A 13448-nucleotide genomic window follows, 5' to 3' on the forward strand; every position below is an offset into this window, starting at 1 on the left:
ACCGTCTACTATTCCCACGCACCCGCGTGGGAATGTGTATTGTTTTTTGAGCAAAAACTACAAGCACCAGCAGGATTAAGATAACTTCCGCTTCCAGGCTTCAGCGGCATTTTCTATCAGAGAAAACGAGTGTTCAAATGCCGCTTCACCCTGACGGAACGGATCATCAATGGTGCTGATCCCTACCCAGTGCCCAAATAGTATCGTCTTACTTCTGGCTAACGGAAACAATTCACACAGCTGATCAATATGCTTTCGTTCCATAACAAGGATCACATCCACAGCATCGATATCTCCCTGAGTGATCTGCCGGGAACGGTGCCCCGAAATATCCACACCATACTGAGCCGCCACTTTTACGGCCATAGCATCTGCCGGTAAGCCAGCCAGTTTATTGGATTCGACACCCACCCCGGCAGAACTGACATCCAGCTCCGGTTTTAGCTTTTTCAGTAACGCTTCACCAAACGGCGAACGGCAAATATTGCCTGTACACACGACTAAAATTTTTTCAAACACTGAATAACCTTACTAACTGTTTATAACTATTTTTATAGCGCTTTGCCGTTCTTTACTTTTACCGGCATATTGGCAGAACACCCCGCCAGCACCAATATTAGAATAAACGTCAATGCATTCGCAGGAGCCTGCAGGTTAAAATCCACACTGATATGGATAAGCATACCGACAATAGCCATCAGACTTCCTAAAGCCGCTCCTTTCATGGTTCGGCTATTTCTACTGCGAACCGCCTTCAGGCATAGCCAGACAGCAAACAGCACCATACTTCCAAGCATAAGGGTTGCCGGGATCCCCGCTTCTACCGCAAATTCAATATATTCATTATGTGCATGGTTATAAAAACCAACGTTATACTGTGTATATTTAGGAAACGTTGAATAATAACTGCCCATCCCCGTACCGGTAACCGGGAAATCCTGAATAATATCCAGACTCCAGACGACCACCTGGTCCCGTGTTTCCGCCTGCACAGAAGTATGCTCAAGCCGTTCCTTGACCTTACCCAGACCAAATACCGTCCCGACAATCAGGGTATCAATTGCCAACAGACTAATGATCAGAACCGTTAATGCTCTTGGCCTGTTTTTATACAGCAGGAGTCCCACTAGCCCGCCAATAATCGTGACCGCAAAAAAGGCCGAATTCCCCATCCGGGAACGAGTCATGACCAGCGCAATCACCATGATGACCAATGCGAGCCGCACCATCATTTTGCTGGAGAGCATCGCATCTGACCAGCGTCTTAGCCGGACACGCCAGGAACCCGAGCGACTCTGGTGAAGCTCAGAAACAATCAACCCAACCCCGACGGATAAAACCATCATCAGGTAATTTGCCAGATGATTTTTATAGACAAAAGAGCCGGTAGCGATGTCGACTTCGGGGAAACCAAACACCAGACTTTTCCGGATCCCGAGCAGCACCATCATCGCGCCATAAAAAGCCTGAAAAGTACCACTGATAACCAGTGTGATCATGACCGATTTAATACGTTTAATACTGTTAACTAACAGAACGGCATTAAACGCAAATAAGGTATAACTGATCCCTTTAATCAGCCCGGCAACGGTTGCAAAATGATCCAGAGAAACCGAACCATACTCAGCCCCGACCCAACGAAAAGTATTGGCAGCTTCAGGAGAAATCCACCCCAGCCAGTCAACCGGTAGCCGGACAAGCTGTAGTGCCACCCATACCTGAAAAATAAGCAGAGGAATTAATAACCAGTAAAAACGTTTGACGCGATGCCAGGGAAAATTTTTCCGGTAAGCAATAATAAGGCTGAATGTCTGGCACGCAATCCAGAATTCAGCGATGGACCAGGCCCATACCCGGTTACTGGCAAGAGGAACAGGTAACCAGATTAAAAGCAGCAGGAAACTATAATAACAAGCAGTTTCGATCCGAGACATTGTACATCCATAGAAATAGAAAAAAGCCCAAACTACTTTGGGCTTTTTAATCAAATTACAAACTGAGTTCGATGACTTGATATCTTAACTTGAAGATACGCCTGTAGCCGCATCCGTCGTTGTTGGAGCAGGAGCGCCAATAGTTTGTGTACCTGCCGCCGTTGCCGGTGCAACAGATGCCGGGTCAATATTAACGGAGATGGCAGCGGTAGTAACCGTTTCTGCCGATACACCAGCTTGTGTTGCCGCTTGTGCAACAGAAGCCGCTTCTGCTGGTCGTGCAGCCATAACGCTTGCAACAACTTCAGCTGCCAGCTCAGGATACTGTGACAGAAGAGACTGAACCAGCTCGGCACCAGACAGACCTGACTGCGCAGAAATAGCCGTATCGATATTCTGCTGTTGTTCAGGAGTAATGGCATTTGCTGCGATTGGCATAACAGACATTGCTGCTGCGATTGTCAATGCTAATAACTTACCTTTCATTATCATTCCTTATGCTCCTGATAATCAGGAAAATAAACCTAACCAAAAAACATACAACGGTTCATTCATACGGGTTGTATGCATACCTTTGAACTTTACCACGTCATTGCAACAAAGTTCTGTCTTAAAAATAAGAAAACAATTAAAAGTTATCCGGTTTTCTCCTCCTTTCTTTTTGATAAATATATAAATATCATTTCAAGAAATCTGCAGACGAAAATACCGCTTCCCATACCCAGCACATTGGCGAGAAGGTCTTCATAAGAAAACTCTCTTGTCGGGACATATAGTTGCAAACACTCATCCGACACAATTGCCAGAAAAGTCACCAGAGTAGGCACCCCGACAGAGTAGAAAAAATACCGTCTGAGCCTGAACGGTGTTGCCCAGGTTACCGTGTATCCGATAGCAAAGCTGACGATAAAATGCAGATACTTATCGCTGCCCAACCAGAGCTCTAGTGCGTAAACATATTCAGAATGAAAACTCAGACTTTTTGCCAGACTGCCGGAAAGGGCAACCAAAGCAACACCTAACAAAAACAATAACCGGTAAGACAACATACTACGAATCAAAACACCCAAACTACTGACACTCTTTGTTGTAAATACCATTAAATTTCAGAAGATTACAAACGCGTTCTTTATGGCTGAATCCGGAAATAAACTTACGTAATTCCCAGTACCCCACCCCGTACTCACCAGCATTAAGAACAACCCGGCTGGCCAGGATCCGGTCCGGAGCCGACAATTGATCCCATTTGGAAAAATAAATACGCATAATTGCTTCCGCCGTTGAGCCTTCATAAGGCCCGACTGCCGACGCTTTGTTCAGCATGGCTATCGCAGCATCCGGTGACGCTTCTGTATTTGCCAGCAGATAAGCCCGCTGAATATAAGATTCAGGCCATAACGGACGCTGTTCAGCAGAGTACTGCATGCTTTCCATCGCTTCCCCGGTCAGAGACGGATCACTTGTCAGCCAGCCCATATAAGACTGAAAATAACCGGCTATCAGCAGGTTTTGCGGGCTGTCCGGATTCCAGCTCAGCATTCTTTCCACAAATTGCTGTTTCAGTTGCATTGCATTCTCAGCCCCTTCTTCATTCAAAGAGACAGGCATGTGGTGCAATTCATTCTCTGCAGCTTTCGCATATAAGCTGCCAATCCCCAGTTTAACGGAGTAGGAAGCCACACCTACACATAAAGTAGCAATAATAAGAAGTGGAATAGTTTTAATAAGTTCAGATTTCATCTAAATAATTACTCTGTCATTAACCCTTTAAGTTCTTCAACTTTCAGAGCAACTAACTTTGAATTCCCGCGAGACTCCACATTTAAACCCACAACCGGTTCCGTGTTCGAGCTGCGAAGGTTAAAACGCCAGGCAGAATCATTCTCTACAAACTCCATAGACAAACCATCTGTATAATCGAGCGCGGAGGCAAGAGCTTTATATGATTTTCTATCCTTTCAATTTTTTGCTTAGGATCTTTGAGTTTTAAGTTAATTTCATCCGAAGATGAAAAAGTCGCAATACGGGGTTGTTGTCCGAATGCCCTACCGATACGATATGCGATATCAATATTTAATTCATCACCTAACTTTCAGAGAATATCATAGTCTTTAAAACAAATAAGGATTGAATTGGTACTTAAAATTGCAAGAACTACTTATTTCATGCGACATTAGATCATTAAAATACATGATTTCTCTAGAAAAATTTCTCGCCATCTAATCTAGAAATAAAATCCATAAATTTTTATTTATTCTTCAGACATATCTAACCACTTATCTTAATTTTATTAAATTCTTGAATTAAACGATGAACAAGTTTAACAAATAAAATTTTTGCTTTTAAATTTCTATTAAGAAATAATGATGCAGATTCTAAAAAAAAACTCTTCCATCTATAATGAGTAATATACTGGCCAAATAGGCAATATTTTATCGTATCTATATCCATATTTGTCGATATTGATAATTTACAGATCTTATCGAACCATGGCTCAGACTTATACCCACTATACTTCCTCGATAAGGATCCTCTATCACTTCTATCAAAGAAAGTCACACCATCTCCTTTTTCAACTTGTATATTATTATTTAAAGCAGAAAATAAAATTAAATCCCAATCTTGATGCTTTGGTAAAGACTCATCAAAATTTAATATATGCCTTAAAGATCTATCAAAAAATAAAGATGAAGTCTGGCATATATGTGGATATTTAAAAAAAATTGACTCGAAATAATTTGACGCACTAATTGAGTTTGGAAAATCAGACTTGTAACCTTGAGATTTAATGTTTGAATAAAATAATTTTTTTTGTCCTTTGTAATTATCATAATCTTTTATGAAATTCCTCTCAACTATATAATCATCACTATCTAATAAATAAATTAAATCTCCCCGGGCACTATTTATACCAACATTTCTAGCAACAGCAGCGCCAGAATTAGACTTCAATCGAATAATTCGATCATTTTCTCTCAAAGAGGAACATCTTACCGGAACAGGGGAGCAATCATCTACAATTATAACTTCAACATCTTTTGAACCATCACATGAGTATACTGATTCAATCGCTCGTTCTAATAATTTAGATCTACCATAAGTAGGTATTATTATTGATGCAATCATTTTATGTCACCTAAGAATAAATATCTTCATATGTAGCTTTTAATCTATTTTTTTGTAATAGTCCTAATTTAATTATATCTGATTTATCAACAATGATACTTTCTATTTTATTTTTTGACAATTCAGCCATATCAATTGCTGGGCATGTAAAACCATCCAAACTTTCAAATAAGCCAAGAATTTTATCGTTATAACCATCAAGAAAACTTGGTGCTAATTTACAACCAACAGAGCCACTCATTAATAAAACATGGAGTCTATTTGAAACTATTCTTGACACGTTAGAAAAGAAGCCTAGACTTACATCAATATCACCAATTATCTCTATATACTCTACATCTCTATTTATATTTTTCTTTGAAAATTCATAGAGAGATTTCATACTTTCGTTATCACGTACAACTTGAGAATAGAAATAATACTTTAAATTGTTGGGAGTTAATTCATCTATTATTAAAATAAGTTTTTTAACTATTTCTAGTTGCCTTGGATCTTGGTCAGTTCTAAAGGAAAAACAAATACTTTCAGTTTTTTCAGTTTTTTCAGTTTTTTCAGTTTTTTCAGTTTTTTCAGTTTTTTTCTCATCGTGAAAAATATTATAAGCAAGATCTGGTGCAACTGATGTATACCTGATATTTAGAGAATCTGAATATTTGGCACTCTTTTTATCTCTTAATACATGGGAATGTAATATTTTACTTCTAAGTCTAATTAATCTTACAAAGTTTTTCTCAAGCCTTTCATAAGAAACACCAACATGGCAAATTTTTACACCTAGTAAATAAAAAAATATCAATATAAAAAAGTTTATGTATTTATTTAAATGTTCTTTACCTGAAATTTCCCCAAAATAACCACCAGGACTAAGATAATAATAACATTGTTCACCCGATAAAACCATCTTCAAAATCATTAAGAATAACTTTAATGTTCCTCCATTTATAACATTTATCTCTTTACTATTTTTTAAATTTAAAGTAGAACAAAAATTCTCAGGGCATCTTGAAGCATCGACATAAACATCTGAATGTTTGGTGGCAAGCTTTATCATTTCTCTATTGATAAGTGCATCACCAACATTTTCAAATTGTGTTTTTGGACTAAAAAACGAGCTAGCCATTTTTAACTACCTTAAATTTAACAAATCTGATTTTAAAAAGCCTAAATGACTCCTACTTGGAGTCACTAGTGCAAGGATAGATGGATCAATTTTTAGTTTCTTTCTTATTGCCTTGATAGCGAGAATATTCCATAGGCATTTAGATAGAATGAAAGAAATAGCAACTCCATTTACACCCCATAGCATTACAAATAAAGGTAATAATGCTGAAGAAATTAATATACTTCCACCTTGATATCGTACGTGTTGCCAATGCATACCTCCTACTTGAAGCAATAAAACAGTGGCTCCAGTCAAAGCGTTAACAAACATACCAATAGATAACAAACGCAATAATAATGAATAAGAAGAATAGCTAGGATCAAAAATAACTAAAATATCCTCTGACCAACCAAACAAAACAACTGTAGCAAATAACACAGGAATTGTTTGGAGCACGATTGCAACATTACACTTTCTCTGAAGCTTCTCAACATCACCTAACGCAACTAGTTTCGATAATTGGGGCGAAACAACAAGAGTAACAGCCATCAAAAATACATTAATTAGTTCTACAGTCTTCAAAGAGGAAAAAAGTAAACCTATTTCAAATTCACTTAAAATACCACCTAGTATAATAGTGTATAAATAAGAATCCGAATTAGAAATTAAAGCTATTAATGTCAAACCTAAACTAACTTTGACCCAAGGGCGAGGATTGATAACGAATTTATTTCCATTGAAATTATGACGTATATATTTTTTTATCTGAAATAGATGAAACATCAAAATAAGGAACAAACTAGCAGACATAGCTATAATTCCTTGTATATGCCCTAAAGGTATCTCAGCTTTTGAATGTTCCAAATATAAAATAAAAACAAAAATAACTGCTGATATTATACGCCAAATAAGGTCTCTAGTACCAATAGCTAACAATGTTTTATCCTGAACCCTCAGATAACCTACTGTAGTTTGAGAGAAAGAAAATAACGCAATAAACATAGAACCATAAAAAATGATCTTATAGTTAGAGGTTTTTATAATCATCAAACAAATGATAGAATAAATCATTACACCTATGAGAACGCCTGTGCTAGACATAACCATTGAGAATATATATGCGCTATACTCTCTGTTTTTATCAGATAATAATTTTGACTTTGGCACTTCCTTAATTATAAATGTTTGCTGCCCCAGATTACTAACTAATGCAATTAACATTAATATGCTAAAAATGTAGCTAAAATATCCGTACTCTACTGTCCCCATCATTTTTGCAAATAGAACAAATAAAAAGTAACCTGATATTCCAGCTAAAAGTTTTATGATAAAAGCGAATATAGATAACAATAAATCTGATTTTAAAGAAATACTAATTTTAGGCATTATAAACTTCTTCCTTAGTGTCTATAATAAATACCCCTCGATTTCTTCCATTAAGCGCATTTACTACTATAAAACGTCCTTGAGCATCCCATGCAGGATGTGGGTCAATTCGCATAGCAACTGATCTCTTATTGTAATATGGTACTGTCTCTAATACACATACAGTACGTTCATCGTTCGGTGTTACAAAGCGGATGGGTATAGTACGATTGTGATGTGCGACTCTTTCGCTTGGATAGCAATCAGTAACAAGAAAATCATGCTTGGGGTGAAAAGAAGGATGTCCAGAGCCAAAACTCTTTTCATTAAAGACTTCAATTTTCGAACCATCAGATTTAATTCTTGCAAATCTTAAAAACTTGGAATTTGAAAAGTATCTAAATCCTAACTTTCTACTAATTTTTTCAATTAATTCAGTAACAACCCCAAACTTATGATAGTCATTATTAAACATCAGATTCATAATAATTTCTTCACCATTTGGATGCCAATTCGGATGATGACCTCCAACCCAACGATGAGCATCTACTACAACTTTTAGATTACTGCCATTTGCGTTCATCGAAAGCAAGTAGTTCTTCGTTTTTCTTTTACCATCCTCTAACCACCGAATTAAAAATAGTATTTTATCACCTGATGGACTCCATTTCGTATGAAATCCATAAAATCCACCAGAATTTAAATCAATATCTGAAAAAGTACTTTTTAAACTTTTATATATATCACTAAATGATATCAATAATGATGATTTGTTTTCTTTTATATCAATAAGATATAAACCATCATCACTAACAGCACCTCTGTTTTTCTTTATTACTGTACCCGGCAATAAAATTCCGTAACCAGCTTGAACATTTGAAATACGATTTAAACATGGTGTTATAGCATAACCACCACATGGAGAAACCATATATATGGTGTTTTTGAGTGCCATTTCATTAGCATTTAAAACATCAACCATTACCCCAAATGGTTCAAGTGTCTCAGTATCAATTCTATTAAAAAATAGTTCATGATCTGTAGCTCCCCACTGCACTTGTGCTCCAAGTTGAGTATCCCAAGCCTGTGTCTCACTAATATATATCTCATTTCCTACAGATAAGTCATAAACTACTACTTTGGCAACTTCACCAAATCTAGGTAGTGTATTTTCTCTAGAAAAACGACATAAAGCTATATACTTACCTGACGGACTAATTGGAGATGTATCATAAAAACGATGAATACAAGAATCATCACTATTTGTAATTTTATAAACAGGAAATCTAGTTTCGAATTTTTTACATCTTTCAAATTCAGAAGATATCTCAAAAGTCATAATTTATAATCCGATGATAACTTGTTTTGTTTCATTTCATTTTTAGGCATAAAAGAAATCATAATCATTAATAAAATTGTTGGGAAATCGTTATATCTAGAAAAGACATATACGAATATCGATGATACAGAAATCAATAACACCAACAAGCAAAATATCATTGCACTATTATCTTCATTTTTAAGATAATAATCATACCAAGATTTCATAGCAAATATGATAATTAAAATCAAATATATTGTATATATTATTCCACCATTTGCAAAGATTTGTATAATACTATTATGAAAATGTGGCACATTATAATTTTGAAATTCAACGTATGTTTCAGCAACATTTCCTGCTATATCTGTTCCTAAATATCCTAAATAACCCCAACCAAACCATATTCGTTGCAAACCAGCTTCAATTCCCCAACTCCATAACAATGTACGACCAGTTAATGTAGGATCTCGACCTAACATAACTAAGACATCAGCACTAAACAATTGAAATAAAAATATAGATAGGAAAATTGACAATGTAAGACAAATTATAAAAACATTGGGTTTAATACGATATCTTTTGCATAGTGAAAGTGTTAAAAGTATAAAGCAACCAATTACTAACAATGACAGTCCTGTAGCTGACCCTGTCATTAAATTAAAAATTAAAAAAACAAAAGAATAAATATATTTTTTTCGCCCACCAAGAATTAACCACGAAATCAGAAAACCTATAGAAGAATATAAGCCCGCTGTTATTTTATGATTGAAGAACCCTCTCATCGGCTCTAAACCAAGCACATTTAATCGGCTATGAATATCAAAGTACTTTACTGATTCAACACCCAAAAAATATGCCATTAGCCCAAGAAAACTAAGCAAAAACAAACAGTTTACTATCAATCTTGGTACTTCTTTTAAGCTATATACTCTATATATTAAGTATACAACTACTGCATTAAGTACAAAACATGATGAATAAATCAATGTTTTCATTGTTAATTCAGACCAAAGAGTTGATACTAAGTGATATAACGGTATTGACAAAGATAGTAAAAACCATTTATTTATCCTTAGCTTAAGCGTAAATGCCATTACAATGCTAAGAACATACAGTAATAACCAACTAATCATGTATGTAGCGTTACTTCCTGTACTTACAGTAATGCTATCTTGAGGAACAAATAGTACCGCAGTCACTCCCATAGAAGCAGAAAGGTATACATTTATTAATATTCTACATAAATAATAATGAGTTTGACTGTTCATTTTTTTCTTTTCAAATTAGTTACATCTTTAAAAAATAACACTACAAATTTTATGTAATCCACTGAATATCTTCTAATTAATTTTGGCTCATCCCATATTCGATAAAGAAATCTCAAATTAAATCGATTTACAAAATCTGGATAATATTTATGTCCTTTGCTTGCTGTTTGATGAAGAAAGCCACCACATGTAAAGCCAGTACCCGACCACCCTTTTTTTCTTAGGCGAACCAAGAATTTTTCCTGCCTTATAGCTCCCATTCCAGTTATAACAACATTGGGCATAAGTTGAATAAGCTCATTTAAATTTTCTTCAATCTCACTTTCATCTTCAAAATATCCGTTTCTGATAAACGATATTTCTAATTCAGGATAAGTTTCTATTAAATATTCTTTAAATCTATTTATTGATTCACTATCACTGCCAACAATAGCTACTGATTGATTATTACATTCTGCATTACTAAATACGATTGGAGCAGCAGATGAGTTATCAAAACTACAACGAGATATCTTAGCTATTCTAAACCACCTTAAAAAATGACATAACCATTGCCCATCAATAAATATATGATCAAATTCTGACAGTAATTCTTTTTCGTTTCTCATCAGTAAATAACTATATGGATTCAAGAATGTATTAATTCCTTCGGGAGAGGTTAATTTTTTTTCATCTGATAACCTAGATTTCAAAATATCTAACATGTTCATTTTTCACTCAGCTAATTAATCTTGTCCGAATAAATCACAGGTATAAATTTTATTCAATACATCTTCCAATTCTTCAACAACCCTGCTAGCAACGATGACACCTGAAGTCTCTTTAAACTCATCAAGATTGTTAATTACTTTTGAATGACGTTGTTGATCAAATCAGCTTGAAGATCAACGACGCCATATATGACTAGCGATTAGCACCTAGTCCTATGACTTTGTTTATAGCTTTGACATTTGCCATGATTTCGCCCACTTGAGCGTTGTAACATCTCAGGCTCAGTTTACCGTTTGTCAGTCCTTTATATCTGGACATTGCAGTCTCAGATATTGAACGATAGCGATAACCAGACTCGGCTTTCCATTCCGCTATTGTCCCATTTTTCAGCGGCGATTACTGATTAAGTAATCTTTAAGAACTCAGAGTGTCACCATAAGTCCCATACTCACCATAGCCATATTCACTCTGGGCAACTTTGGTATTTATCTGGTTAATAACTACGCCATCCAGTCCAATATCGTGGCTCATCAGTTTGGACATGGTTTTCTTAATAGCTTCTACCTTAGCACCGTTAGCTTTAACAACCAGAATCACCGCTTTGGTCAGACGGCTGATAATCAGTGAATCACTCACCGGCAGTGTTGGTGGTGTATCAATGATAATACGGTCAAAATGGTTATCCAGCTTATCCAGTAACTGCTTAAATTTATCAGAACTTAACAGTTCCTGCGGATTCGGCGTCAGCATACCGGCAGGCATAACCGTCAGGCCGGATTTTTTATCCTTAAACAGACAGTCCTGCAGCTCAGTGCCCATCAACAGATGGTTAGTCAGACCCTGGTGATGACGTTTAAAACCAAACCGTTCTGACACAGCGGATTTACGCAGGTCACAGTCAATTAAAAGCACTTTTTCCACCTTGGCAAAAGACATCGCCAGGTTAATGGATACCGTAGTTTTACCTTCCGACGGAATCGATGAGGTAATCGCCACACGCTTACGCTGGCTATTCATATAAGAAAGCATCAGAGAGGTTCGCACCGAACGGATTGATTCACTGAAGCTGATATAATGAGAATCAAAGAATACGGAATTATCCAGCGGTGTTTTCTTAAACCGGCTGGCTTTTATCATGGGTATACCACCCAGCGGGATCAGGCCGAACTTATCTTCAAAGTTCTTCACCGATTCCACCGTATTACGCATGATATCGATAATCAATGCCATCGCCACAGCCAGACCAAAGCTGGCAACAAAAGCCAGAGCAGTAATAATTTTTTTCCTAGGTGCACTAGGGATCTGTGGTACCATAGCTTCATCGGTAAAACGGGCATTGGCAGCCTGAAAATCACTGGTGGCCGTGGTTTCTTTCTGGCGGGTTAAAAAGACATTTAATACATTGGTATTCGTTTCGACTTCTCGTTTTAAAGCTTCATATTTACTCTTTTTAACGGTCAGTTTCTGGAAATCATATTTTTTCGCCTGCAGCTCCTGATCAATCAGTTGCTCCTGACGGGTAATAGTCTGCAGTTCTTTACCTATACCTTTAATCAGCTTGGAAACAATATCCTGTGACTGAGCTTCAACCGTCGCTAGTTTTGCATTGGCCTGTAACATCTTGTCATGCTTAGGACCATAACGCTTACTCAGTTCATTCACCTCTTTTAAGGCTTCAATTTCGGCTTTACGGATTTCAATAACCTGAGGGTGTTCAGAGATAGCCGGAATAGAAGCCAGTGTCGCGATATCGGCATCCTGAGAAGTTTTTAGCGCACTGTATGCCGATTCGGTTTCAATGCGGCGATCACGCACTTCTGCCAAACGTTCTGTCAGGTTGGCAATTTCTGCACTGGCTAAGGCGTCGATGCCGCTGTCATCAATCAGTTTTTCTCTTTCTAGATATTCTGCCAGTGTATTTTCCGAGCTTTCCAGTTGTGATCTAAGTTCTGCCAGCCGGGTAGTAATCCAGTTAGAGGCATATTTTGTTGCCTGTAAGCGGGCATCCAGATTGGTTTCGATATAGGCATACCCCACCTCGTTGGCGACTTTCGCTGCCAATTTAGGATCTTCTGAAGTGAAGCTGATCTTAACCAGCTGTGTATTTCGGATTGGAGAAATAACCAGATTATCTTTAAATACTTCAAGTACTTTCTGACGAATTTCTTCCTGATTATTTCCTTCTTCTTCTGTGTTATTCATCAGACTTTGCACTAGCGGTTGCTGTTTTAGTTCATCGAACAGGGATTCACTTTCATCCAGTGCCGCGTTAAATTCCACCAGTTGATCCAGACCCAGTTTATCGATCACGTGCTCTGCGATCTGGTTAGATTTCAGAATCTCAAACTGAGTAAGATAATATTCTTTCTGTGATGAATCGATACCAACCACTTCTTCAATCGAAACCGCTTTTTTCTCGTGCGCTTCGATAAGCAAAGTGGCGGTTGCCGTATACTTAGGTGTGATCGAAAAAACGGTTAAAATGGTAATACCGGTAATCAGAATGCTGAATAATAAAATGGCAAAGAAACTTTTTTTAAATACCCGGAAGTAATGCCCAAGGTCAATCACTTCTTCAGCTACTGCTTTTTTTTCATCTAAAAACTGCTGCATATTAA

13 protein-coding genes and 1 pseudogene are annotated in these 13448 nt (G+C 36.9%); all 14 read right to left on the reverse strand.

The window, feature by feature from the left end; translation table 11 throughout:
* Window positions 1–75 precede the first annotated feature (75 nt).
* Window positions 76–519 carry a low molecular weight protein-tyrosine-phosphatase gene (locus CSW98_RS02590; protein ID WP_100798874.1) on the reverse strand — a complete coding sequence of 148 codons (444 nt, stop codon included), beginning with the start codon at window positions 517–519 and terminating at the stop codon, window positions 76–78.
* 32 nt (window positions 520–551) lie between these two features.
* Window positions 552–1934, reverse strand: a complete 1383-nt coding sequence (locus CSW98_RS02595) for an O-antigen ligase family protein (RefSeq protein ID WP_100798875.1) — start codon at window positions 1932–1934, stop codon at window positions 552–554.
* An 84-nt stretch (window positions 1935–2018) separates the two neighbouring features.
* Complete coding sequence (locus CSW98_RS02600; RefSeq protein ID WP_100798876.1) at window positions 2019–2420, reverse strand: hypothetical protein; 402 nt, start codon at window positions 2418–2420, stop codon at window positions 2019–2021.
* 149 nt (window positions 2421–2569) lie between these two features.
* The gene (locus CSW98_RS02605; RefSeq protein ID WP_100798877.1) at window positions 2570–3034 is read right to left on the reverse strand and encodes a VanZ family protein; all 465 of its coding nucleotides are present in this window, start codon (window positions 3032–3034) and stop codon (window positions 2570–2572) included.
* A complete protein-coding gene (locus tag CSW98_RS02610; protein ID WP_100798878.1) occupies window positions 3006–3674 on the reverse strand; it encodes a hypothetical protein in 669 nt (222 codons plus the stop codon). The genes CSW98_RS02605 and CSW98_RS02610 overlap by 29 nt, the downstream gene beginning before the upstream one ends.
* A gap of 8 nt (window positions 3675–3682) precedes the next feature.
* On the reverse strand, window positions 3683–3832 hold the full coding sequence (locus CSW98_RS02615; RefSeq protein ID WP_100798879.1) for a hypothetical protein: 150 nt from the start codon (window positions 3830–3832) through the stop codon (window positions 3683–3685).
* Between the two features lie 370 nt (window positions 3833–4202).
* On the reverse strand, window positions 4203–5060 hold the full coding sequence (locus CSW98_RS02620; RefSeq protein WP_100798880.1) for a glycosyltransferase family 2 protein: 858 nt from the start codon (window positions 5058–5060) through the stop codon (window positions 4203–4205).
* A 10-nt stretch (window positions 5061–5070) separates the two neighbouring features.
* The gene (locus tag CSW98_RS02625) at window positions 5071–6180 is read right to left on the reverse strand and encodes a polysaccharide pyruvyl transferase family protein (protein WP_100798881.1); all 1110 of its coding nucleotides are present in this window, start codon (window positions 6178–6180) and stop codon (window positions 5071–5073) included.
* Window positions 6181–6186: 6 nt separating this feature from the next.
* Window positions 6187–7548, reverse strand: a complete 1362-nt coding sequence (locus CSW98_RS02630) for a lipopolysaccharide biosynthesis protein (RefSeq protein WP_100798882.1) — start codon at window positions 7546–7548, stop codon at window positions 6187–6189.
* On the reverse strand, window positions 7541–8866 hold the full coding sequence (locus CSW98_RS02635) for a TolB-like translocation protein (RefSeq protein ID WP_100798883.1): 1326 nt from the start codon (window positions 8864–8866) through the stop codon (window positions 7541–7543). The genes CSW98_RS02630 and CSW98_RS02635 overlap by 8 nt, the downstream gene beginning before the upstream one ends.
* Complete coding sequence (locus CSW98_RS02640) at window positions 8863–10119, reverse strand: O-antigen ligase family protein (protein ID WP_100798884.1); 1257 nt, start codon at window positions 10117–10119, stop codon at window positions 8863–8865. The genes CSW98_RS02635 and CSW98_RS02640 overlap by 4 nt, the downstream gene beginning before the upstream one ends.
* On the reverse strand, window positions 10116–10829 hold the full coding sequence (locus CSW98_RS02645) for a WecB/TagA/CpsF family glycosyltransferase (protein ID WP_100798885.1): 714 nt from the start codon (window positions 10827–10829) through the stop codon (window positions 10116–10118). The genes CSW98_RS02640 and CSW98_RS02645 overlap by 4 nt, the downstream gene beginning before the upstream one ends.
* A 193-nt stretch (window positions 10830–11022) precedes the next feature.
* Window positions 11023–11220, reverse strand: a pseudogene (locus CSW98_RS02650) (IS5-like element ISVa1 family transposase); the annotation flags it as partial.
* Window positions 11221–11244: 24 nt separating this feature from the next.
* A complete protein-coding gene (locus CSW98_RS02655; RefSeq protein ID WP_100798886.1) occupies window positions 11245–13443 on the reverse strand; it encodes a GumC family protein in 2199 nt (732 codons plus the stop codon).
* Between the last annotated feature and the right edge of the window lie 5 nt (window positions 13444–13448).

It is taken from the genome of Vibrio sp. HA2012, assembly GCF_002812955.1.
Classification (GTDB): Bacteria; Pseudomonadota; Gammaproteobacteria; order Enterobacterales; family Vibrionaceae; genus Vibrio.